A 23645-nucleotide genomic window follows, 5' to 3' on the forward strand; every position below is an offset into this window, starting at 1 on the left:
TGTAGGTGGCAACCACAAGCGCCGATCGCGTCTATCTATCCAGATGGACGTGGGTGGGGTCCGGGCAGGGAGCTTCACCATCAGCGCGTAACGGATCGTACACCTCGAACATGCCCATGTTCGCTGCCCACAACGCATTCGGACCATTCTCCATGGGGAATGAATTTTCAAGCCCGGGGTGTTGTATGCCCCCGGGAGCGCAGCCTATTTTCAATGCGGTTTCCCTGAGAGCGCCCTTGGTGCACCCTTGATGCATGGTCGAAACGGTCGTGCAAAGAGCGCACCCCCCTATCCCCAGAACCCCAAACCCCCTATCGCAAATGAACCGAAGCCTACCCTTGAAGCTTGCCCGGCCACTGCTGGCGATCCTGCTTCCCCTCGGCCCTTCGGTGGCCCAGGAACATTCCATCGTCCGGAAATGGAACGACCAGTTGCTGGGCGCCATTTCCCGCGATTTCGCGCGACCGCCCATCCATGCCCGCAACCTGTACACCACCTCGGCGGCGATGTACGATGCGTGGGCCGCGTACGACCCCACCCACGAGCCCTTCCTCCTGGGCCGTGTACGTGGCGTTTATGATTGTCCCTTCAATGGCGTGCCCATTCCCGCCACGGCGGAGGAGGTCGAAGCGGCGCGCCACATGGCGATCAGCTACACCATGTACCGTATGATCAGCCAAAGGTTCGCCAGTTCACCCGGTGTGGCCGTGACCATGCAGAACATCAACGACCTGATGGCCTCCTTCGGGTACGATGTCTCGAACACTTCCACCGACTATATCAACGGCGGTGGGGCGGAACTGGGCAATTATGTGGCCCAGCAGTACGTGGCCTTCGGCTTCACCGATGGCTGCAACCAGGCGAACAACTACGCCAACCTCAACTACACACCGATCAACCCGCCCATCGAGGTGGAACTGCCGGGCAACCCGAACATGATCCACCCCAACAACTGGCAGCAGATCACGCTGACCAACGCGATTGACCAGGCCGGCAACCCGGTTTCCGGAACACCCAACGCCATCGGCCACAATTGGGGCTTGACCCTGCCTTTCGCCCTGAAAGCGGAGGACATGACCATGTACGAGCGCGATGGCTTCCCCTACCCGGTCTATCACGACCCCGGCACACCCGCCATGCTGGATGTGGACGACCCCAGTGGTCTGGAGTCCTTCTGGAAATGGAATTTCACACTTGTCTCGGTGTGGCAATCCCATTTGGATCCCGATGATGACGTGATGTGGGATGTCTCACCGGCCAGCATCGGCAACCTGCCGGGCTACCCCGATGTGCATGACTACGATGCCTATCGCGACTTCTATGACTACTTCGGCGGTGGCGTGCCCAGCCCCGGCCACGCTTTGAATCCGGCCACGGGCCTTCCCTATGAGCCACAGATCGTGAAGCGCGGCGACTACGCCAGGATCCTGGCCGAGTACTGGGCGGACGGACCGGCTTCCGTGACCCCGCCCGGGCACTGGTTCAAGATCATGCATGACGCCATGGACCACCCCATGTTCGAGCGCCGCTGGATGGGGCAGGGTGAGATCCTCAACGACCTCGAATACGACGTGAAGGCCCACTTCGTGATGGGTGGATCCCAACATGACGCGGCCACCGCGGCCTGGAGCATCAAAGGCTGGTACGATTACGTTCGCCCCGTCTCCGCCATCCGTTACATGGCCGAGCGCGGCCAATGCAGCGATCCCGATGGTCCCAACTTCCATCCCGCCGGTCTTCCACTCATTCCCGGGCACATGGAACTGGTGGAAGCCGGCGATCCGCTCGCCGGTGAGAACGATGAGCATGTGGGCAAAGTGAAACTGCACACCTGGATGGGCCCACCCTACATCGAGGACGCGGAAGAGGATTACGCCGGGGTTGGATGGATCCTGGCCGAGAACTGGTGGCCCTACCAGCGTCCCTGGTTCGTGACCCCGCCATTCGCCGGTTACATCAGCGGCCACTCCACCTACTCGAGCACCGCCGCGCAGGTGATGGAAATGATCACAGGCGACCTCTTCTTCCCCGGTGGCATGCGTGTGGTGCAATGCCAGCAGAACAACTTCCTGGAATTCGAGATCGGCCCCAGTGAGGATGTCTACCTGCAGTGGGCCACCTACCGTGATGCCTCCGACCAGTGCAGCCTCTCGCGCATCTGGGGCGGCATACACCCGCCCATGGACGACATCGCCGGCCGCCACATCGGCAAGATCGTCGGCGCGGACGCTGTGGAGCTTGGAAACAGCCTGTTCAACTCACAACGCCCCTTGGTGGTGGATGTAAGCTCCTCGGACGAAGTGGTCAACATCGCTGACATCGGCAGCACTTTCGCGGTGACCATCACCTACGACCGGCCCATGGACCAGACCGTGGCCCCCGAGGTGGATTTCCTGGTGGAGGACCCCTTGCTCGAAGCCGCTTCGGTGGTGACCGAGGCCTGGACGGATGAATACAACTATGTGATGGTGCTCCAGGTGCTTCCATCCGAACTGCGCCTGCCCAACATCTACATGCGGGTGGACCAGGCCCGTGGCACCAACGGCATGGACCAGGACGTGTTCCTGGTGGCCCAACCCTTCGTGATCGACACCGACCGGCCCAATGTCACACTCGTGGCCAGCCCTGTGGGTCTGATGAACGATGCCGTGGCCAATGGTGGACAACTGGAAGTGCTGATCTCCTTCAATGAACCCTGCGACACCAATACGCCACCTACCATCACGTTGGGCGGCTCCGGCGACCCATCCTCGTCCATGGCGTTGAACGCCGCTGGCAGCCAGTGGCTGAGCGCCCAACAGTATCGTGCGCGTTTCGACCTGAGCGACGCCGGTGTGGAGATCGAAGTGGTGGAGTTGGAGGTGTCCGATGTGCTTGACGAGGCGGGCAATGACCAGAGCGTGCATGATGCGGTGTTCATCCTGGCCATCGACACGCGCAACCCGGTGTTGAGCAGCGCCACGGTCAACAACGCCACACTGGCGCTGGCCCATGTGGGCAATGCGGCCCTGCAGCTCACCGTGGAGTTCGATGAAGCGATGGATACCGGCCTATCGCCGGACTTCAGCTTCCCCGGCGAGAACCCCTTGGGCACCTCTCTGGTGGCGGAGCCACTCAACAGCATGTGGCTGAGCGCCACCAGCTACCGCAAGTCCTACACGCTGCTCAACGGCAACGAGGAGTTCTTCAACATCACGCCGCAGCTCCTCAACTTCACGGATGCCGCTGGCAATGCGCCGACCGCCAACCTGCTGGGCTCCTTGTTCACCATCGACACCAAACGGCCGGAGGTCCAGACCACCATGCCCGCTGTGCCCGTGGTGGCCGATGCGCAAGTGGGCACCGGTGGTTTCCACGTGGACATCACCTTCCCGGAAGCCATGAACACCGCCCAACCCGCATTGATACAGCTCAATGGTACCGGCATGGGGTCCACCTTCACCAACAATCTGGCACAGAGCACCTGGCAGAATGCTACCACCTTCCGTGCGGTCTTCAACGTGACCGACCAGAATGTGGAGGTGGCAAGCATCGGGTTGACGGTGAACTTCGCCCAGGACCTCTCGGGCAACAACCAGGTGGCCTACACGGGCACGAACGTGTTCAGTCTGGATACGCGCAATCCACAGCTGGTCATGCTCACCGCCAACACCTATACGGTGGACAACGCGAACACTGGCCCGGCTGGATTCATGGTGCTCTCCATGTTCGATGAGGTCATGGAAGCGGGCAGCGCGCCCACCTTGACCTTCTCGGAAACGTTGGATGGCATCCTCACCCCCAACGCCGGTGCATCGGCCTGGATCAATGCCTTCACCTACCGGAGCGCTTATGACGTGGCCGCCATGGAGGCCAACATCGGCCCCATCGATGTGACGGTTTCCCTGGCACGCGACCTGGCGCTGAACCCCATGCAGCAGCTGGTGAACATCGGCTTCTTCACCATCGACCTGCAATTGGTGGGCATGGATGAAGTGGCCGGCGACGCTGGTTTCGTCCTGTTCCCCAACCCCATCCTGGCCGGGGAGCCCCTGCGGATCATGGCACGATCGGATATGCCTGACGTGGCCATGGACATCCTGGACATGCACGGTGCATTGGTGCACCGCAGCTACCCCGGCATGCTGGCCAAGGGCATCAATACGCTCGACCTGCCGGCCATGGCGAGCGGCATGTACCAGGTGCGCCTGGACCAAGGCGGTCGAATGCACAGCATGAAACTCGCCATCCAAGGCCACTGAGTCCTTGACCCGATGACCATGGGAGCGCGGCGCATCCCTGTGCCGCGCTCCCCTCATCGACACCCGTTGCCCCATGCTCACAGGTCCAACGGTCGCGACGATCAGCGTGACGACCATGCTTTTGGCGATCCTTGCCTTTGGTGGATCGCAGGCGCAGACCTACATCAACATCGCGCCGCAGGAAGGCATCGACATCCTGGTGAACAGCGACGACTTCGGGAACGGCGTTTCGTTCTACGATTTCGATGAGGATGGCTGGGACGATCTCACCTTCGCGGTGAGCGGGGACAGCATCGCCTTTTACAGGAACCTCGGCGGCACCTTCCAGCGCCTGCCATCGTTCATCCCCGGTCCTGGAGAGACCAAACATGTGCTGTGGGTGGACTATGATGAGGACGATGACCTTGACCTCTTCATCACCACCTACAATGGTACCTACAGGCTCTACCGTAATGTGGGTGACTTCAACTTCATCGACGTCTCCGCCACTTCAGGTATCTTCCAGTACGTCTCCACCACCTACGGCGCTTCCTGGGGGGATTACGACCGGGATGGCGACCTGGACCTCTATGTGTGCAAGTACCAGTTGTCCGGTGACCCGGGCACCTACTCCTTCCTGAACAAACTCTATCGCAACAACGGCAATGGCACCTTCACCGATGTGACGGTGCAGGCGGGTGTTGGGGATGGGGTGCGCCTTTCCTTCCAATCCGTTTGGATGGACTACGACCAGGACGGCTGGCCCGACCTGTTCATCATCAACGACCGGCTCTACGCCAACAGTCTTTACCGCAACAATGGCGACGGCACCTTCACCGATGTCTCCGTCCAGGCCGGCATCGGCTTCGCCTTCCAGGACCCGATGACCGCCACGGTGGGCGACTTCGACAACGACGGCGACCTGGACATCTTCTTCTCCAACACGGGCATCGCGGACAAACCTTCCCGGCTGTTGGTGAACAACGGTGACGGCACCTTCACGGAATCCACCGAGCAGTATGGCACCGACATCTACGACTGGGGCTGGGGAGGCCTGTGGGTGGATCACGACAACAACGGTTGGCAGGACCTCTACATGGCGACCGGCAGGCCCATGGGCCCGGTGACCGCGAACCAATTCAAGCGCAACCTGGGTGGCACGCACTTCGAGGACGCCGGGGATATCTTCCTGAGCGACCATGTGGCCCAGAGCTTCGGTGTGGCCCGCGGCGATGTGGACAACGACGGCTCCTACGACATCGCCGTGCAGGGGCAGAACCCCTACCCGCCTTTCGTGTGGAAGAACTCGGGTGGATCCAACAACCATATCAAGCTCACCCTGCGCGGCACCATTTCCAACCGCATGGCCATCAGCAGTTGGATCAGGGTATTCGCCAATGGCATGTGCCAGACCGAATACACCTTCTGCGGCCAGAACTTCGTGGGGCAGAATTCCCAGCATCACATCTTCGGGCTGGGCCAGGCCCTGGGGATCGATTCCGTTGAAGTGGAGTACCTCAGCGGCCATGTGGACACGTACTACGACCTGCCGATCAACGCGCACCATCATCTCACCGAGGGTGAGACGTACACCGCCACGATCGCCCCGTCAGGGCCTCTCGCCTTCTGTCAGGGCGGGTCGGTGACCTTGGACGCCGGCGACCACCACAGCTATCTCTGGAGCAACGGCCATACGGAACGCTACCTCACCGTTTCCGCGAGCGGCATCTTCAGTGTCACCGTGCAGAACCCGTTCGGCATCTCGGCACAAAGTGCGCAGGTGACCGTGGTGGTGCATCCCTTGCCTGTTCCGGCACCCGATGTGACGATGCCTTCCTGCACAGGTTCGTCGGATGGCGTCATCGAGGTGGTGAATCTGGTGGGGATCCCCGCCTTGGAAGTGGTCTGGGGCCATGGCGCACAAGGGGCCTTGCTCACCGATCTGCCAGCGGGCAACTACACCTTCATCTTCACCGACACCAACGGCTGCTCGGCAAATGGACAGGCCATCCTGGAAGACCCCGCGCCCCTGTTCGTGCAATGGTCCGCCACCCCGGAAATGGCAGGCCAGGACGGTACCCTGCAAGTGGTGGTCTTCGGCGGCACCACGCCCTACACGATAACGCTGAATGGATCGCCCATCGGCTTGTTCACCGATGGGTTGACCAGCGGCACCTATGAACTGGTGGTGACCGACGCCAATGGCTGCATGGAAGTGTTCGAGGTCGTCATAGACGATCTTACCGGGATCCTCTCGCAGGCGTTCGCAAGGCTTCGCGTTTTCCCCAACCCCTCGGCCGGGGTGGTCTTCATTGAAGGTCTGCCCGAAGGTGCGATGCTTTCCATCCTGGATGCGAATGGCCGGGTGATCCGTGATGCCGGGATCGTGGGCGAGGGCAGGCTCGATGTCTCGGGCCTGGCCATGGGGCGATACGTCATGCGATTCCAGAACGGACGTGGTGGCACATACGAGCACACCCTGGTGGTCCAGCGCTGAGGGCGCGGATCACGAATCGCCTTTCTCGGTCAGCCCGTATTTGCGGTAGAGGCGCGCCTTGCGCTTCTCCAGACGTGCCTGGGCCCTGTCGGTGCGGGCCGCACGCATGGCCACGGGCAGCTCACCCGCTTCGATCCGCCTGACGATCACTTCGACCATCTTGTCCTCACCATGGGCATCGTAGGTGCTCTTGAGGTCGTGGCCGAACAGGCGTGCCATGCCCTGCCAGACGAAGGCCTGGAATCCACCACGCAACTCCTTTACCAGCGTGTAGGAAGTGCGCCCGGTCTCGCGGTCGATCAGCTTCACCAGCACGCGGCCCTGGCTCATGGTCAGGTCCTTCACCTCGGCTTCGAACTCGGCACGCAGCTCGGCTTCCGCCAGCTTCACGTACAGTTCCTGATCGCCTTCACGCTCGATCCGTGCGAGATCGTGCTCATATTCCTGCAGCAATTCACGCGTGATCCGTGCATAAGGATAGACCTTGATCACATTGCGGGTGAGCTTGTCGTAGCGCGCCGCCTCCCGTTGATCGCGCGGCCGCCAACGCCCATGCACCACGGTCTCCGGGAGGTGGATGATGGGCACCGTGTCTCCGTCCACCACCTGGGCGAAGACCAGATAGCCCTGGCCGGCCTGCTGACCCATGGCTGCGCCCATCGCCAACATGGCGGCCAAGGCGAGGAGGGAACGCTGGGAAGAAGACATCAGAGCGTGGCCGGGTGTGAAGTTACCACCACCACCGGCGTGCCACGGATCCGTTCTACGCTTCAACGTCGCTTCAGTTTCCAGGCGGAAGACGACCTGCCCGCAGCCTCGGCGGGGGCCATGCTCCGGGTATCCTCCCCGCGAATGGCCGCCACCAGGGCCGCCGCCCGCATCCCGGCCGGGTCCGAGCCAAGCAGCCGCTCCGGGGTGAAGTGGTCGCGCACGAAATGGGTGTCGTACTTCCCACTACGGAAGGCCTCATGGCCCATCACGTAGCGGCAGAAGCCCAGTGTGGTCTCGATGCCACTGATCACATAGTCGTCGATGGCCCGCTCCATGCGGGCGATGGCCTCCTGGCGCGTGGCGCCGTGGGTGATGAGCTTGGCGATCATGGGGTCGTAGTGGATGGGTACGTCCATGCCCTCCTCGAAACCGTCGTCCACGCGCACCCCCAGCCCTTGTGGTGGCCGGTAGGCATGAAGCCGGCCGATGTCCGGCAGGAAATTGTTCGCGGGGTCCTCGGCGTAGACGCGCACCTCGATGGCATGTCCCTGGATCTCCAGGTCCTCCTGCTTGAAGGGCAGCTTCTCCCCTTCCGCCACACGGATCTGCAGCTTCACCAGGTCGAGTCCGGTGATCATCTCGGTCACGGGGTGTTCCACCTGCAGGCGGGTATTCATCTCCATGAAATAGAAATCGCTGTTCTCGTCGAGGAGGAACTCCACGGTTCCCGCGCCCACGTAATCCACACTGCGGGCCACGGCCACCGCCGCCTCGCCCATGCGCTTGCGCAACGCCGTGGTGAGCACCGCACTGGGCGCCTCCTCCACCACTTTCTGGTGGCGGCGTTGGATGCTGCATTCGCGCTCGAAGAGGTAACAGATGTTGCCGTGCTTGTCGGCCATGATCTGCACTTCGATGTGACGTGGACCGGCGACGTACTTCTCGATGAACACGCTGCCGTCGCCAAAGGCGTTGGTGGCCTCGCTGATGGCGCGTTCCAGACCTTCCTGCAGGCCGGCCTCCTCCTCCACGATGCGCATGCCCTTGCCACCGCCACCCGCCGCGGCCTTGATCAGGATGGGGAACTTGATGGTCTTGGCCACGGCGATCGCTTCCTTCAGCCCACTGACTGCGCCTTCCGTTCCAGGCACCAGCGGAACATCGAAAGCCTTCACCGCCTCCTTGGCGGCGAGCTTGTCGCCCATCACCTTCATCGCCTTGGGTGAGGGTCCCACGAAGACCACGCCCGCTTTTTCCAACGCCATGGCGAACTCACCGTTCTCACTCAGGAAACCGTAACCGGGGTGTACGGCATCCACCTTCAGGTCCTTGCAGACCTGGATGAGCTTGTCGATCACCAGGTAGCTCTCCTTGCTGGGTGGCGGACCTATGCACACGGCCTCGTCGGCGAAGCGCACGAAAGGGGCATTGCGGTCGGCCTCGGAATACACGGCCACGGTATGGATGCCCATCTCGCGGGCGGAACGCATCACACGCAGGGCGATCTCGCCGCGATTGGCGATGAGGAGCTTCTCGATCTTCTTCTTGGCCATGGGATCACCCCGCGCAATGGTCCGGGGATCGCGAAGATGCGAAGGGCTGGCCTGATCTTTGGCCTTGGCAGGCCATGCGCCTGTCTTTCATCCTGATCCTCGCCCTGGTCGTGGGTCGATCCTGGGCCCAGATCGGCCGCAAGGAGATGAGGACCGACAGCGGCACAGTGGTCCTGCATCACTTCAAGACCGGTGGCATCAGCACCTGCGAGTGGACCGACCAGGACGGTCGCTGGGGCCGCAGTTGGGCCTACAAGCGCAATGGGGAGGTGATCTTCGACGGCCACACCCGCCGCTTCGCCGGTCATTCCTCGGTGCGCTTCAATTACCACCCGAACGGCGCCGTAAGCCGTGTGGAGACCAGCGATGCGCCTGACGGTGGCATCCAATGGTACAAGAGCACCACCACCTTCGATGCGGAGGGGAACAAGACCGGTTTCAACGAGCAAGGTCACGACAACTACGGGCCGATACCGCGGATGGACTGGCCAATGGAGCGTCTCAGGCCTCCAGCTGACGTACCTCTTCCCAAGGAGCAGCCCAGGCAGGAAGTGATCACCTGCCAGCGCATGTTCCAAACGGAACTCTTCGTGGTGAACCCCACCAACGCCGCTGTGCGTGTGGTGGCCACGCCCAAGGCCCCCTCGCCAGCCATGCCAGGTGGCACCTGGACCATGGCGCCTGGCGATACCATCCGGATCGGCGCCATCAGCATGGGGGAGACCTGGCCCGATTGGAAGACCATGGTGGACCTGAGCATTGTGCAGGTGGTGCTGGGCGACCGCAACAAGGCCGTGGCGCGCATCCGTAACGACGAGAAGATTCTGGGTGAGGAACACCGGCAGGTGCACGTGGTCATCGAGGGCTGGACCACCCTGAGGCCCAACGAAGGGCCCGATGTACACCATGCGCCGCCCCCCATGCGAAAGCTCGATGAGGAATCACTGAAGAAAGAACCGGCGGTGAAGGAGGTAAAGCGGCGGTGGTGGCGGTTCTGGCGATCAGGCCGGAAGTGAGCCCCAGAAGGCCTGCAGGTGCGGCAGCAATACTTTGCGATCCACCGCCTCGAAGGAATGCGGCGTGTTGGGCAGCACGAGTGTGCCTGCCTTGGGCATCAGACGCGCGGCCTGCAGGGTGTGCTCGGGCACGGCGGTCTGGTCGCGGTCGCCCACGCACAGCAGCACCGGGCAGGTGATGGTGGCGAACACCACCGGTGTCAGCAACGGCTTCTCGTGCAGCCCGGTGATGAGGCAGGCCGTCTCCTTCACCAGATCTACCCAGCGGTCCGCGCCGTGTTGTTCGGCCAGCATCTCGGCGAAGCGCGGCACCTTCGCATGGATCTTCTCCGGGTCCAACAGGCGCCGTTCGCGTTCCAAGCCCTCGCGGTCCCAGTTGAGCTTGGTGCCCAGTGTCACCACCGAGCGCACACGCTCCGGGTACCGGCTCGCGAAAAGCAGCGCCGCATAGCCGCCCATGCTGAAGCCGAGGAGGTCGGCCTGCTGCCAGCCGGCTTCGTCCAATGCGATGGAGATGTCCTCCACGAAATGTTCGAAGGTGAGACCACCAGGCGGGATGGACCGCTGGCCGTGGCCGCGCAGATCGATGGCGCGTGATGCGAGGCCGGGCAGGTCGGCGGAAAGTGGCGCGAGCTGATCACGGGTACCGAGTGCGCCGTGTAGAAGAAGGAGATCCATATGCACATGCTGCGAAGGCTCTCGCACCACCCTATGCCAGCACCTCCTTCACCCGGTCCGCCGCTTCCTGCAGGGCCACGGCGCTCAGCACCTTCAGCCCGCTGTTGTCGATGAGTTCCTTGGCCTCGATGGCGTTGGTGCCTTGCAGGCGCACGATGATGGGCACCGGAATGTCTCCGATGTTCTTGTAGGCGTCCACGATGCCTTGCGCCACGCGGTCGCAGCGCACGATGCCACCGAAGATGTTCACCAGGATCGCCTTCACGCGCTCGTCTTTCAGGATGATGCGGAAGGCCTTCTCCACGCGCTGGGCATCGGCCGTACCGCCCACATCCAGGAAGTTGGCTGGCTCGCCACCGCTGAGCTTGATGATGTCCATGGTGGCCATGGCCAGGCCGGCACCATTGACCATGCAGCCCACGTTGCCATCCAACCGCACGTAGTTGAGGCCCGCTTCACCAGCCTCCACCTCGATGGGGTCCTCCTCGGTCTTGTCGCGCATCTCCTTGTAGTCGGGATGGCGGAAGAGGCCGTTGCCGTCCAGGCGCACCTTGGCGTCAACCGCGGCGATCTTGTCGTCGCTGGTCTTCAGCACGGGGTTGATCTCGAACATGGCGGCATCGCAGCCCTCGTACGCGGCATAGAGCGCGGCCACGAACTTCACCATCTCCTTCTTCGCGGTGCCGGTGAGGCCCAGGTTCACCGCGATCTTGTTGCACTGGAAGGGACGCAGGCCCACGCGCGGGTCCACCGTCTCCTTGAAGATCTTCTCCGGCGTGTGCTCGGCCACCTCCTCGATGTCCATGCCGCCCTCAGTGCTGTACATGATGATGTTGCGGCCCGAGGCGCGGTCCAGCAGCACGCTCATGTAGAACTCCTTCGGCTCGCTGGGGCCCGGGCCGTACATGTCCTCGGCGATGAGCACCTTGTGCACCTTCTTCCCGGAAGGCGGGGTCTGCGGCGTGATGAGTTGCATGCCGATGATGGCCCCGGCCTTCTCGCGCACCTCGTCGATGCTCTTGGCCAGCTTCACACCACCACCCTTGCCGCGGCCGCCCGCGTGGATCTGGGCTTTCACCACCCAGAACTTGGTGCCGGTCTCCTGGCCAAGCCGCTTGGCTTGTTCAACGGCCTCGTCGGCGTTGTACGCCACGTAGCCACGTTGGATGCGGACGCCATATTGGGCGAGGATGCTTTTGCCTTGGTATTCGTGGAGATTCATGCTGAGAGAGTGGGGAGTGAAGAGTGAAGAGTGAAGAGTGAAGAGTGAAGAGTGAAGAGTGAAGAGTGGGGAGTGGGGAGTGTGGTGAGTCGAGAGGGTAGCGTCGGGAGTGTGGTGTATGGGGGGCCGAACAGGGTCCTTAGCGGAGGAATTGCAAAGTCGTGAACGAGAGCCACATGAACAGCACCGTTCGTCCGCCGGGGAGCTTGCCCCAACGTGGCGTCTTGCGATCGATGTAGGTGCGCAACAATCGGCCGATCTCGTCCGCCAAAGAAAGCATGTGTACGGTCTGGTCCGGTGGGAAGTAGCCCCGGCGTTCTGTGAGGATCAACATGGAGATCACCTCATTGCAGGAACCCTTCGCGATCCAGAGGTACCTCAATTGATGGCGGTCGGAAGGCATCTCGAAGCCCTCTGCCAGGTTGTTGCAGATCGAGAGCGAGGCCCGGAAAAGCTGGTCCCGAAAGCCCCAATTGCGGTTCCCCTCCAGAGCGACATCGACAGCCTCACAGAGTTCCATGGCCTTCTGCCAGGCGAGCGAATCACGGAAACTCTGCATGCCCATGCGAACGGTGATCGGACCACAAGTGTAAGCTGAAAGAAAAGCCCGGGCACTTCTCGCACTCGTCACTCCGCACTCTCCACTCACTACTTCCTCGGACGGTAATGCGAAGCTGACCAGTGAGTCCTTTCTTTGCCTTCCATGATCGAAGCCCTCGGCATCCACAAGCGTTTCGGAGACCTCTCCGTGCTGAAGGGCGTGGACCTGACCGTGGCCCGGGGCGAAGTGGTAAGCATCGTGGGTGCGAGCGGCGCTGGCAAGACCACCCTGCTGCAGATCATCGGCACCCTGGAACGCGCTGACGCGGGCAGCCTGCACATCGCCGGTGAAGAGGTGCATCGGTTGGGCACCAACGCGCTCGCCGCCTTCCGCAACAGGCACATCGGCTTCGTGTTCCAGTTCCACCACTTGCTGCCGGAGTTCACCGCACTGGAGAACGTGATGATGCCCGGGCTCATCGCCGGCAAGGCCATGGCCGATTGCGCCCCACGCGCCGCGGAACTGCTGGACCGGCTGAACGTGCTCCCGCGCAAGGACCACAAGCCCGGCCAGCTCAGTGGTGGCGAACAGCAACGCGTGGCCGTGGCCCGGGCGCTGTTCAATGGACCTGGCGTGGTGCTGGCCGATGAACCGAGCGGCAACCTCGATTCGGCGCATGCCCGCGAATTGCACGAACTCTTCTTCGAACTGCGCCGCGAGATGGGCCAGACCTTCGTGATCGTGACGCACAATGAAGAACTCGCCGGCATGGCGGATCGCAGATTGGTGATGCGCGATGGCGTGATCGTCACTTGATAACTTGCGGTACCAAAGCCACTACCCCATGTCCTCCTTGCGCCTCTCCGCCTTCGCCCTCCTCCTCTCGCCTTTGCTGTTGTCAGCCCAGAAACCCGGCACCATGCCCGCCATGCCACCGGGCGCCATGGGCGGGGTGAACATGGTGGAAGACAAGGACCCTTACGAGCCGAACAGGTTCATCGGCAGCTTCCGCATGGTGATGCACAGCCTGAAGGACGGCAAGGAGGAAAAGGGCAGCCCCTATACCATGGAACTGCACAGCAAGGCCGACATGGTGCTGATGAAGCCCGAGGTGAAGGAAAAAGGCATGCGCGAAATGGGCATCCTCACCGACCTGAAGGGCAAGTGGCAGTACACCATGATGACCGACGACAAGGGCAAGCGCACCGCGATGAAGATGCGCAAGATGAAACTCACGATGCCCGACGATGCCGAAAGCCAGGAGGATGGCAAAGCCCCCAAGGTGGAACGCACCAACGAGACGCGTACCATCGAAGGACACAACTGCCGCAAGTATGTGGTGACCAGCGAGGACGGCCGTTGGGTCGGCTGGGTGGCCGAAGCTCTGGAGGCGCCCTTCATGGACATGATGCGCTCCTTCGGCGGTGGCGGCCTGCCGCAGGCCCGCTCGGCACCCGGCGGGGTGAATGGTTTCGCCATGGAAAGCGAATTCACCAGCGCCGATGGACGTGAGACGATGCGCATCCTCACCCGCGACCTCGTCGTGGGCAAGGTGGACGACAAGGTCTTCAGCCTCCAGGGCTACGACGTGATGGAGATGCCGGTGTTCAACTTCGGCGGGCGGTAGACGCCCTCAACGCGCTACCTGGAAGCGGCGCCAGTCCACCTCACCCGCGCGTTCCAAGCGCAGCAGCCAGGTCCCAGCGGGCAATGCGCCCACCGGTATCGGCGTGCGATCCCCCACCAGCACCGCTGGCAGGCCTACAAGACGGCCCATCACATCGTGGATGGAGGCGCGATAGCCCATGGTCGCATCCGCCGAAACGAACAGCATGTCGTTCGCGGGCGAAGGCCACAGTTCGATCCCGGGTTCCGCTACCGCTTCCACAGCCGTGGGAACCACACCAAGACAGCAGTTGCCGCCCTGCGACAGGGTGATCATCCCTTCCCAACATGCGTACTGGGTGAAGTGCGAACGCAGCGAACCGCCGCTGAGCGCGACGAAATGGTCCACCACCTGGTCCGGTGTGTTGCAGCCGCCCTGGTCGCTGCCGGTATCGCAGCTGTAGCAGCAGATCATGGCGCCATAGCCATAAGGGTTGTAGAGTCCCGCCGGTGGAGCGAAAAAGAACTCCACCTGCGCGTTGGGCGCCCCCAGCACCGTGTTCCCGATCGGCAGGCCCAGGTCGCAATGGTCGTTGTTGGCGTTGAAACCGCTGAAGTACACGTGCGTCACGTTGCCCGCATAGGGGCCGGACACATCCACCACGGCATACTCGTAGCTGAGCAGGCCGATGCGCAGGTCGGGAATATCGAGGTCCACATGGATGGTCACGCGGCCGCCATCGTAATTGGAAAAAACGACCAGGTTGCCCGAGGGGTCACAGATGAGACCCTGACCTGGCAGGACGAAGGGCAGCAGCAGCGTGGCGGCGGTGATGGATCGCATGGTGGTGCGTTGTTCCACACAAGGTAAACTGTCCCGGTCATCCGGACGACCTTTGGAACAGACATGAAGGACCGGCGGTTCACGAAGGAGATCCTGGAGGAGGCCTATGAACGCTTCGCCCGGCCGGCGTTCGTGGCGGACGATCCCATCCAGGTGCCGCGCGCGTTCAACCAGCGTGGGGACGCGGAGACCATCGGCTTCCTCACGGCCACCATCGCCTGGGGCCAGCGCAAGACCATCATCGCCAATGCGCAACGTCTGTCGCGCATGATGGATGAAGCCCCGCACGACTTTGTGATGCACGCCACGCCCACCGAGCTGCGCACGCTGGAGCGCTTCACCCACCGCACCTTCCAGCCGGTGGACCTGCGCCATTTCATCCGCGCGCTACGGCATCTGTACCAGCACCATGGCGGGCTGGAGGGCGCTTTCTTGCTGGATGGCCAGGTGGGCGAAATGGCCGCCGCGATCGCCCGCTTCAAGGCACGCTTCTTCGCGATCCAACACCAGCCGCGCACACGCAAGCACGTGGCCGATCCCGCCAAAGGCAGCAACGCCAAGCGCATCAACATGTTCCTGCGCTGGATGGTGCGCCCCGCCGACCGCGGCGTGGACCTGGGCCTGTGGAAGCGCATCGCACCCGCCGACCTGATGATGCCCCTGGATGTGCACACCGGTCGCATGGGCCGCGCACTGGGGCTGCTCACCCGAAAACAGGACGACTGGAAGGCCGTGGAGGAACTCACCGCCGCGCTGCGCGAATTCGATGCGCTGGACCCCGTGAAGTATGATATCGCGCTGTTCGGGTTGGGTGTGGAGGGGAAGGAAACCCGATCTTCTTGACCTGAGCACATATGCTTGAAAAAGACCGCGACCCGCCGTAAGGCGGGCCGCGGTGTTGGCCTGTTAGCCCAGTTCTCACAACGGAATGATCCTTATTGTGAAAGACTTCAGGTCGCCACGAATGTAAGCGCAGAAAGCTATTTTCAAGCCCGCCCGCATAGACAAATCAACTGTGAGAGGTCGGACTCACCCATCAATCATACCAATATGGACAAGCAAGAGAAGATCATTGGACTGGATATCGGAAGCAACAGCGTAGGCTGGGCTGTGGTGACCATGCGGGGCAATGACCTCGTGGAACTCCATGGCATGGGGTCACGGATCATCCCCAGCAACGACGACACCAAGAACTTCGAGCAAGGCAAGGCGCAAACACGCAATGCCGACCGCAGGCGCTACCGCAGCATGCGACGCAACAACCACCGGTACAAGCTGAGGCGAGCCAACTTGGTGAAGGTGCTGAAGCTCATCGGTGCTTGGCCGGAGAAGCTCGGTGAACCCTTGACCAAGGATTCGCCCATGCTCACGGCGCTGGAGTTGTACGGTCTCCGTGCGCAAGCGGTGAAAGATGCTATCGGGCTGCCTGAACTCGGCCGTGTTCTCTACCACATGAATCAGCGACGCGGTTACAAGGATATCGGCGACCTGATGGACGAGCTTCAGGGCAAGGAGAAGGATGCCGAGGAGAAGGACAGCAACACGAACATCGAGGTGAAGCAAGTCACTATCGCCTCGTGTGAAGTGGAAGATGCCAAGGGCAAGAAGGAGATCCTGCGCATCCGGCTCGCGGATGGAACGGAGGGCACCACCATGCAGTCCAGCTTCAAAGAGATCGTTGGGCAGGAACTGTACATCCAGATCAAGACCAAGCGAACGGGCAAAGGCGACACCATCACCTTCTCCCGCGTGAGCGTGAGTGATTGGCTGAAGAACAAGGACGCCCTGGACGAGAAGCTGGCGGAGAGCGGCAAGCACCCCGGACAATACTTCTATCAGGAATTGCTCGACAACCCGGGCCAACCTCCGCGCTTCCGTGAGCGTGTGGTGCTGCGCGAACGCTACAAGGATGAGTTCGATGCCATTTGGGCCAGGCAAGCCAAGGAACACGCCGTGCTTCGGTATCCTGCCGTGCGCGAAACGGTCCTGGCGGCGCTCATCCCGAACAACCACGGGCTACGGCAGCAATGGGCCGACAAGGACCTGGGCACCATCGTGCGCGACTACGTCATCTACTACCAGCGCCCGCTGAAGTCGCAGGCAAAGAGCAAAGGCCAATGCCGCTTCGAGCGCAAACCTGTTGCGGCGGTGAGCTCTCCGGGCTACCAGCTCTTCCGCATCTGGCAGCAAGTGAACAACATCGTGCTGCGCGACAAGTACATGCGTGAACGGCCGCTCACTAGCGACGAGCGCCTGGCCGTGGTGTGCCTTACGCTGGAGCAGGAAAAGGTGAGCGAAGCGGGTATCCTCAAAGCCATCAAAGTCAAGAAGAGCGAGTGGGAGACCAGTTTGCGTGCTGACCTTCCCGGCCATGTCACCCTCACCAAGCTCCGTAAGATCCTTGGTGAACATGCCTGCTGGCCACAGATCGAAGCCGAGGCACAGCAACTCAGCGGCATGGAGGGCACCCTGCTCTTCAAACTCTGGCATGCGCTGTACGCCGAGCCCAAACAAGAGCACCGGAAGACAACCGTGCGGAAACTGCTCGTGCTGACCGATGAACAAGCTGATGCACTTTCCAAGGTCCGCTTCGAGCGCAAGCACGGCGCGGTCTCGGCGCGGGCTGCGGCACGCATCACCCAGCTCATGGCATGCGGTGCGGCTTGGAGCCATGAGCAATGGCCACCGAGCTTGCAGCGCAGCGTGCAGCGCGTGATCGACAACCGGGGCGACGACAGTATGAAGGAGGAGATGCGCCGCGCTGTTGCGCACCTCACTTCCATCGAGCAATTCACCGGCCTGCAATACTGGGTGGCGGCCACCTTGGCCTACGGCGACCACCGCGCCATCTCAGGCAAACCCATCGAGAGGCCCGAGTGGATCAAGAGCATGCCCCGCGGATTCCTGCGCAACCCCACCGTGGAGCAAGTGGTGAATGAGGCGCTCATGGTGGTGCGCGACATCTGGAAGGAATACGGCAAGCCCGACAGCTTCCGGGTGGAGCTTGCGCGCTCACTGCGGCAGAGCATCGATGAACGCCAACGTACCGACAAGCGCAATCGTGACCGCGAACGCGACCGCAAGAAGGTGGTGGACCGCCTCATGAAGGAGCACAACAAAGCGCGGCCCACAGGAAAGGACATCGAGCGCTTCGAACTCTGGGAACAGCAGAAACACCAGTGCGTCTACAGCGGCCGCACCATCGAGGCCAGCCAGCTTTTCAGCCGCGAGGCCGATGTGGACCACATCATCCCGCGCAGCCTTTTCTACGACGATAGCCTGCAGAACAAGGTGCTCTGCCTGCGCACCGAGAACGCCGGCGATGGAGCGAAGAACAATCAGCTCGCCGCCCCCTACATGAAAGGCAAGGGCGGTTCGGCCTATGAGGATTATGTGAAACGCATGAACGACTGGAACCTCCCTTTAGGGAAGCGGAAGTTCCTGCTGGCCGAAGAAGTGCCGGACAGTTTCATCAACCGGCAGATGAACGAGACCCGCTACATCGGCACCGAGCTGCGCAAGCTCCTGGAGCGCATAGCGCCGGTGAACACCACCGTGGGCCAGGTGACCGATGCCCTCAAGAACGAATGGGGCCTCACCACCGTGTACAAGGAAGTGCTGCTGCCTCGCTTCCGCAGGCTCGAAGGCATCGTGAAGCGCGACCTGATCCAGGAGATCCACCGCACCAATGGCGCGAAGCACGTGGACTACAAGATCGAGGGCTACGACAAGCGCATCGACCACCGGCACCACGCGCTGGACGCCCTGGTGGTGGCGCTCACCCGACAGAAGTACATCCAGAAGATCGCGCAGTTGAAGCAGCGAGGCGAAGCCCTCACCCAAGAAGAAGCCGCTGGTAAGCTCACCTGGTGGCCCCTGCCCCACCGCGATCTGCGGACCATCGTCAAGCAGCAGTTGGAGCGCACCATCCCCAGCATCAAGAACCGTCAACGCCTGCTCACCAAAGCCAGCAATCGAACCGCTTACTACGACGCGGCCAATGGCAGGGTGATGGCCGGTAAGGACGGGCGCCCCCAGAAGATGAATGAGGGCCAACGCCTGCTCGCCGTTCGAGGCAAGCTGCATGAAGAGCAGCCCATGGGCGAGGTGCGCAGGCAGGAGCGCATGCCCATCGAGAAAGTGATGAAGCGCTTGGTGGAGATCAGCGGGAAGGAAGGTCCCCTCCATGAATTGCGCCCCATCGCCAAAGAAGACCCCGCTTACCGGAATCGTTTCCTTTCACATGAGCGCGAACGTGCCTGGCTGGAAGAGCGCCTGGCCAAGTTCAACGGCGATACCAAGGCGGCGCTGAAAGACTGGAAGAAAGCACCACCGATGAACGGCAAGGCCGAGCCGGTGATGGCGCTCACCGTACTCGTGCCGTACTACGTGAGTACGCAACCCGTCGGTGGCCTTTCACCCAAGATGATGACCAAGGTGCTGGATACGCGCTTCGGCCGTGAGTTGGAGGACCATGTGAAGGCCTTTGATAACGACTATGAGAAGGCACTGACGGACGACGGGCTGAATGCGCTGAACGACGGCCGAAACGTGCCAGTGAGGAGGATCCGTATCAAGAAGCACGATACCCCCATCTGGGATACTGACGGGCACCGCAACATGCTGCGGCCCGATTCGCCGAATGAACGCATGCACATCAAGATGGGCGACAATTACGCCCTTGCGGTGCATGTACACGAGGAGAACGGCGAGCGCTCGTTCGAGATCATCTCCTTCTACGATGCCGTACAGCGGCAAAGGCAAGGCATGGAACTGGTTGATACAAAGCCGGGCCACCGCACCTTCCTACTGCGGAAGAAGGACCCGGTGTATGTGCCAAGGCCGGGAGAGCAGATCAGGGATATTCCCTGGGATGACCAGCAAGCGATTTGGGACAGGCTGTACATCACTATCCAGTTTTCCGGCAATCGCCACTACTTCAACCAATGTTCGTTGAGTTCGATTGCTCCTGGTTTCGAATCCGTCGAGCTTGGCTCGCAGAATTCAACGGAGTTCGTTGATCGCGACGAACCACGAACGAAAATTTCACCTGTTGCGATTCCTATCCGTGTCGATCGACTAGGCAGGGTAAGTCCCCTTTGGCCATGATCAAGCGCACCATCCACATCGGCTCGCCCTGCACGCTACGCAGGCGCGAGCAGCAATTGGTGGTGCAATACCCCAAGGAATTGGGCATGGCCGATAAGACCGTGCCCATTGAAGACCTGGGTGTGGTGATCCTGGACCACGAGCGCGTGGTGGTGACCCAGATGCTGCTGGCCGCGCTGCTGGCCAACAACGTGGCCGTGATCACCTGCAACGAGCAGCACATGCCCACGGGCATGCTCCTGAACCTCGATGGCCACACCACGCAGACGGAGATCTTCCGCGCGCAGCTGGAGGCCAGCGAACCCCTGCGCAAGAACCTGTGGATGCAATGCGTGCAGGCCAAGCTCCGCAACCAAGGCGCCGTGCTCGACCGCATCGGCATCGGCGGCGATGCGCTGCGCGAATTCGCCCGCAACGTGCGCAGCGGCGATCCCGACAATTTGGAGGCGCGCGGAGCGGCGGTCTATTGGAAGAGCGTGTTCCCCGCCGCCATGAACTTCGTGCGGCACCGCCATGGCGAGCCGCCCAACAACCTGCTCAACTACGGCTACGCCATCCTGCGCGCCGTGGTGGCCCGTAGCCTGGTGGGCAGCGGACTCTTGCCCACCTATGGCATCCACCACCGCAGCAAGTACAACGCCTATTGCCTGGCCGACGACATCATGGAGCCTTACCGCCCCTGGGTGGATGAGGCCGTGCTGGAACTGCTGGTGAAGGAGCGCATCGACCCCAAGGAGGTGACCACTGAGATCAAGGGCCACTTGCTGAAACTGCCCACCAAGGATGTGCTCCTCGACGGCCAGCGCAGCCCGCTGCTGGTGGCCGTGCAGCGCACCACGGCTGCTTTGGCACGGTGCTTCCAAGAGGGGGAACGCAAAGGGCTTTGGCCCGAATTCACCTGAACGCGCCCCATGGGCCGCCTCGATGAGTACCGCATCATGTGGGTCTTCGTCTTCTTCGACCTGCCCACCGAGAGCCGCCAGAACCGGCGCGATCATGCACGCTTCCGAAAGAACTTGAAAGAAGATGGCTTCACCATGATGCAGTACAGCATCTACACCCGGCACTGCAACAGCAGCGAGAACGCGGAGGTCCACATGAAGCGCGTAAAACGCCTGTTGCCGCCCGAGGGCGAGGTGATCGTGTTCACCCTCACCGACAAGCAGTTCGGCATGATGGAGTTCTTCAGGGGCCAGAAACCCAGTGAACGGCCGGATACCCCACAGCAACTCGAGCTCTTCTGAACGAAAAGGCCCGTCACCTTTCGGCAACGGGCCTTTCGCGCTGTGTTTTTCGAATCGTCCGCTTGCGCCTTACCACCTCAGCCTCAGCTTGTTCTTGACACCTGTGATGTCACAGCTCGTCAAAGATCTTGACCTGAAAGCCTTTCACAACGCTGAACATGGGCGGCAGCGGCGGGTACTGGATGTCACAGCTCGTCAAAGATCTTGACCTGAAAGCCTTTCACAACGGCATCGACCACCGTGAAGGTGGCCATGGTGATGTCACAGCTCGTCAAAGATCTTGACCTGAAAGCCTTTCACAACGGGTGGCACCGGTGGCGACCTGGCCACCCTGATGTCACAGCTCGTCAAAGATCTTGACCTGAAAGCCTTTCACAACAGTGGGCGCATTGGGGTCCACCCAGCACGGGATGTCACAGCTCGTCAAAGATCTTGACCTGAAAGCCTTTCACAACCTGCGGCAACGGTTCGCCGTTGGTGGCATCGATGTCACAGCTCGTCAAAGATCTTGACCTGAAAGCCTTTCACAACGCCGGGCTGCAATGCGGTGAAGACGGCTGTGATGTCACAGCTCGTCAAAGATCTTGACCTGAAAGCCTTTCACAACCAAGGCGCTGGCCATGGAGAAGTAGGTGGTGATGTCACAGCTCGTCAAAGATCTTGACCTGAAAGCCTTTCACAACACGGACCTGAACTACTCGAATGTGGTGACCGATGTCACAGCTCGTCAAAGATCTTGACCTGAAAGCCTTTCACAACGTGGCTGTTGCTGCTGGTGTCATTGGCCTTGATGTCACAGCTCGTCAAAGATCTTGACCTGAAAGCCTTTCACAACATACGAAAGGCATGTTTCAGGTGCTCTTCGATGTCACAGCTCGTCAAAGATCTTGACCTGAAAGCCTTTCACAACCGGGCGGCTGGACGGCCATACGCCAAGGCTGATGTCACAGCTCGTCAAAGATCTTGACCTGAAAGCCTTTCACAACAATGCCATGATCACCGCCGTAGCGATCGGAGATGTCACAGCTCGTCAAAGATCTTGACCTGAAAGCCTTTCACAACGGAGGCGAGCGTTGTGAAATTCGCCCCAAGGATGTCACAGCTCGTCAAAGATCTTGACCTGAAAGCCTTTCACAACCGCCACGCTGAAGGCTTGGCAGGGAGTTCGATGTCACAGCTCGTCAAAGATCTTGACCTGAAAGCCTTTCACAACCACATGCCCCACCTCTTTGCATTCGCTCGCGATGTCACAGCTCGTCAAAGATCTTGACCTGAAAGCCTTTCACAACGGGCCAAGACCACGCATATGTCCAGTTCCAGATGTCACAGCTCGTCAAAGATCTTGACCTGAAAGCCTTTCACAACGGCCATGCAGAGCCACGGCCACAACCTGCGATGTCACAGCTCGTCAAAGATCTTGACCTGAAAGCCTTTCACAACATAAAATAGGCATGTGTCTCTGAAAATAGAGATGTCACAGCTCGTCAAAGATCTTGACCTGAAAGCCTTTCACAACGACTCGGGCGAGCTGGTGATCCGCAACGGAGATGTCACAGCTCGTCAAAGATCTTGACCTGAAAGCCTTTCACAACGGGAAGCACGGTGCTCGCCTTCCCTGCGTGATGTCACAGCTCGTCAAAGATCTTGACCTGAAAGCCTTTCACAACTGGCGATCAGCGTGGCGGGCGCGCGGCGTGGATGTCACAGCTCGTCAAAGATCTTGACCTGAAAGCCTTTCACAACCTCTTCCTCTGTCTTGGTGCGGTCCCTGACGATGTCACAGCTCGTCAAAGATCTTGACCTGAAAGCCTTTCACAACCGAAGGCGTCCGTGGGATGTGTCACCACGTGATGTCACAGCTCGTCAAAGATCTTGACCTGAAAGTTGGCTTGCCCGCCAAAGTACCCTTTCGCCTTCCCGGAACTGCCGCCCGCGGGTACTTTGGCGGGCAAGCCAGCCTCCGGCGGTGGGCCATAAGGTGTGTGCCACCGCGCTGCGCGCGGATCGTTACAGGGCTCCGATCTCGGCGATCGCCACCAGGATGTCGTCAGACCAGTACTTGGTGCTTCGATCCGTCATAGATCAGCTCCTTGGTGCGTTCCACCTCGGCGCGCAGGTAGGGATTGCGCAGGGAACTCTCGGTCAGAAGGTCCACCGGGCGCTGGAACAGGTCCTCCAAGCCGTTCCAGATGTTGATGAGCATGCGGCCTGCCTCCTCATCGGGCGCATCCACCTCCACCAGCACGTCCACATCGCTTTCCGGGCCGAAGGGTCCGCGCACGCTGCTGCCGAAGGCATAGAGGCGGCTTACCTGGTTGGCGGCCAACAAGGCGCCTAAGGCGGCACGGTCGCGGGCAACAAGGTCCTTGAGCATGATCCAAACTTACGGTGAAGGTCAGACGGCG

The 23645-nt window shown here is 61.2% G+C and carries 16 protein-coding genes and 1 CRISPR repeat array; of the genes, 9 read left to right on the plus strand and 7 right to left on the minus strand.

All coding sequences use genetic code 11. From position 1 onward, the window contains the following. The first annotated feature begins 320 nt into the window (after positions 1–320). Together KIT10_03620 and KIT10_03625 are read left to right on the plus strand one after the other, a co-directional pair. A complete protein-coding gene (locus KIT10_03620; protein MCW5898337.1) occupies positions 321–4241 on the plus strand; it encodes a hypothetical protein in 3921 nt (1306 codons plus the stop codon). Positions 4242–4356: 115 nt separating this feature from the next. Further along, positions 4357–6717, plus strand: a complete 2361-nt coding sequence (locus tag KIT10_03625) for a VCBS repeat-containing protein (protein ID MCW5898338.1) — start codon at positions 4357–4359, stop codon at positions 6715–6717. 9 nt (positions 6718–6726) lie between these two features. Here KIT10_03625 and KIT10_03630 read toward each other — a convergent pair whose 3' ends face one another. Both KIT10_03630 and accC read right to left on the minus strand, forming a co-directional pair. Further along, the gene (locus tag KIT10_03630; GenBank protein ID MCW5898339.1) at positions 6727–7377 is read right to left on the minus strand and encodes a DUF4294 domain-containing protein; all 651 of its coding nucleotides are present in this window, start codon (positions 7375–7377) and stop codon (positions 6727–6729) included. Positions 7378–7487: 110 nt separating this feature from the next. Beyond that, complete coding sequence (gene accC, locus KIT10_03635) at positions 7488–8966, minus strand: acetyl-CoA carboxylase biotin carboxylase subunit (protein ID MCW5898340.1); 1479 nt, start codon at positions 8964–8966, stop codon at positions 7488–7490. Positions 8967–9055: 89 nt separating this feature from the next. Between accC and KIT10_03640 the strand changes: the two genes are divergently transcribed. Continuing rightward, positions 9056–9997: a hypothetical protein gene (locus KIT10_03640; protein MCW5898341.1), complete on the plus strand. Its 942-nt coding sequence runs from the start codon at positions 9056–9058 to the stop codon at positions 9995–9997. Here KIT10_03640 and KIT10_03645 read toward each other — a convergent pair. From KIT10_03645 to KIT10_03655, 3 genes are all read right to left on the minus strand, one after another. After that, positions 9983–10675, minus strand: a complete 693-nt coding sequence (locus KIT10_03645; GenBank protein MCW5898342.1) for an alpha/beta hydrolase — start codon at positions 10673–10675, stop codon at positions 9983–9985. The genes KIT10_03640 and KIT10_03645 overlap by 15 nt on opposite strands. A 31-nt stretch (positions 10676–10706) precedes the next feature. Further along, the gene (gene sucC, locus KIT10_03650; protein MCW5898343.1) at positions 10707–11897 is read right to left on the minus strand and encodes an ADP-forming succinate--CoA ligase subunit beta; all 1191 of its coding nucleotides are present in this window, start codon (positions 11895–11897) and stop codon (positions 10707–10709) included. Between the two features lie 139 nt (positions 11898–12036). After that, positions 12037–12456 carry a four helix bundle protein gene (locus KIT10_03655; GenBank protein ID MCW5898344.1) on the minus strand — a complete coding sequence of 140 codons (420 nt, stop codon included), beginning with the start codon at positions 12454–12456 and terminating at the stop codon, positions 12037–12039. Between the two features lie 144 nt (positions 12457–12600). On the opposite strand from KIT10_03655, the gene KIT10_03660 reads away from it, so the two are divergent. Continuing rightward, positions 12601–13254 (plus strand): ABC transporter ATP-binding protein, encoded by a 654-nt coding sequence (locus KIT10_03660; protein ID MCW5898345.1) that lies wholly within the window; start codon positions 12601–12603, stop codon positions 13252–13254. Between the two features lie 28 nt (positions 13255–13282). Further along, complete coding sequence (locus KIT10_03665; protein MCW5898346.1) at positions 13283–14065, plus strand: DUF4412 domain-containing protein; 783 nt, start codon at positions 13283–13285, stop codon at positions 14063–14065. Positions 14066–14071: 6 nt separating this feature from the next. On the opposite strand, the gene KIT10_03670 is transcribed toward KIT10_03665, so the two are convergent. Next, complete coding sequence (locus tag KIT10_03670; GenBank protein ID MCW5898347.1) at positions 14072–14887, minus strand: hypothetical protein; 816 nt, start codon at positions 14885–14887, stop codon at positions 14072–14074. Between the two features lie 63 nt (positions 14888–14950). On the opposite strand from KIT10_03670, the gene KIT10_03675 reads away from it, so the two are divergent. The 4 genes from KIT10_03675 to cas2 all read left to right on the plus strand — a co-directional run bounded on the left by KIT10_03675 (position 14951) and on the right by cas2 (position 21240). After that, positions 14951–15730: a TIGR02757 family protein gene (locus KIT10_03675; protein MCW5898348.1), complete on the plus strand. Its 780-nt coding sequence runs from the start codon at positions 14951–14953 to the stop codon at positions 15728–15730. A gap of 207 nt (positions 15731–15937) precedes the next feature. Beyond that, positions 15938–19996, plus strand: a complete 4059-nt coding sequence (locus tag KIT10_03680) for a hypothetical protein (GenBank protein MCW5898349.1) — start codon at positions 15938–15940, stop codon at positions 19994–19996. Then, positions 19993–20898 (plus strand): type II CRISPR-associated endonuclease Cas1, encoded by a 906-nt coding sequence (cas1, locus tag KIT10_03685; GenBank protein MCW5898350.1) that lies wholly within the window; start codon positions 19993–19995, stop codon positions 20896–20898. Before KIT10_03680 ends, cas1 begins: the two co-directional genes overlap by 4 nt. A 9-nt stretch (positions 20899–20907) precedes the next feature. Then, the gene (gene cas2, locus KIT10_03690) at positions 20908–21240 is read left to right on the plus strand and encodes a CRISPR-associated endonuclease Cas2 (protein ID MCW5898351.1); all 333 of its coding nucleotides are present in this window, start codon (positions 20908–20910) and stop codon (positions 21238–21240) included. Positions 21241–21345: 105 nt separating this feature from the next. Continuing rightward, positions 21346–23124: direct repeats of the CRISPR family, unit length 35 nt; unit sequence GATGTCACAGCTCGTCAAAGATCTTGACCTGAAAG. Between the two features lie 163 nt (positions 23125–23287). On the opposite strand, the gene KIT10_03695 is transcribed toward cas2, so the two are convergent. After that, the gene (locus tag KIT10_03695) at positions 23288–23614 is read right to left on the minus strand and encodes a nucleotidyltransferase domain-containing protein (protein MCW5898352.1); all 327 of its coding nucleotides are present in this window, start codon (positions 23612–23614) and stop codon (positions 23288–23290) included. Positions 23615–23645: the final 31 nt, after the last annotated feature.

This window comes from Flavobacteriales bacterium, from assembly GCA_026129465.1.
Lineage (GTDB): Bacteria > Bacteroidota > Bacteroidia > Flavobacteriales_F > PHOS-HE28 > PHOS-HE28.

Bases quoted from the DNA above. Each gene is read 5' to 3' on its own strand.
- KIT10_03620 (MCW5898337.1), top strand. From the start codon at position 321: ATGAACCGAAGCCTACCCTTGAAGCTTGCCCGGCCACTGCTGGCGATC.
- KIT10_03625 (MCW5898338.1), top strand. From the start codon at position 4,357: ATGCTTTTGGCGATCCTTGCCTTTGGTGGATCGCAGGCGCAGACCTAC.
- KIT10_03630 (MCW5898339.1), bottom strand. From the start codon at position 7,377: ATGGGCGCAGCCATGGGTCAGCAGGCCGGCCAGGGCTATCTGGTCTTC.
- KIT10_03640 (MCW5898341.1), top strand. From the start codon at position 9,056: ATGCGCCTGTCTTTCATCCTGATCCTCGCCCTGGTCGTGGGTCGATCC.
- KIT10_03645 (MCW5898342.1), bottom strand. From the start codon at position 10,675: ATGGATCTCCTTCTTCTACACGGCGCACTCGGTACCCGTGATCAGCTC.
- sucC (MCW5898343.1), bottom strand. From the start codon at position 11,897: ATGAATCTCCACGAATACCAAGGCAAAAGCATCCTCGCCCAATATGGC.
- KIT10_03655 (MCW5898344.1), bottom strand. From the start codon at position 12,456: ATGCAGAGTTTCCGTGATTCGCTCGCCTGGCAGAAGGCCATGGAACTC.
- KIT10_03660 (MCW5898345.1), top strand. From the start codon at position 12,601: ATGATCGAAGCCCTCGGCATCCACAAGCGTTTCGGAGACCTCTCCGTG.
- KIT10_03665 (MCW5898346.1), top strand. From the start codon at position 13,283: ATGTCCTCCTTGCGCCTCTCCGCCTTCGCCCTCCTCCTCTCGCCTTTG.
- KIT10_03670 (MCW5898347.1), bottom strand. From the start codon at position 14,887: ATGCGATCCATCACCGCCGCCACGCTGCTGCTGCCCTTCGTCCTGCCA.
- KIT10_03675 (MCW5898348.1), top strand. From the start codon at position 14,951: ATGAAGGACCGGCGGTTCACGAAGGAGATCCTGGAGGAGGCCTATGAA.
- KIT10_03680 (MCW5898349.1), top strand. From the start codon at position 15,938: ATGGACAAGCAAGAGAAGATCATTGGACTGGATATCGGAAGCAACAGC.
- cas1 (MCW5898350.1), top strand. From the start codon at position 19,993: ATGATCAAGCGCACCATCCACATCGGCTCGCCCTGCACGCTACGCAGG.
- cas2 (MCW5898351.1), top strand. From the start codon at position 20,908: ATGGGCCGCCTCGATGAGTACCGCATCATGTGGGTCTTCGTCTTCTTC.
- KIT10_03695 (MCW5898352.1), bottom strand. From the start codon at position 23,614: ATGCTCAAGGACCTTGTTGCCCGCGACCGTGCCGCCTTAGGCGCCTTG.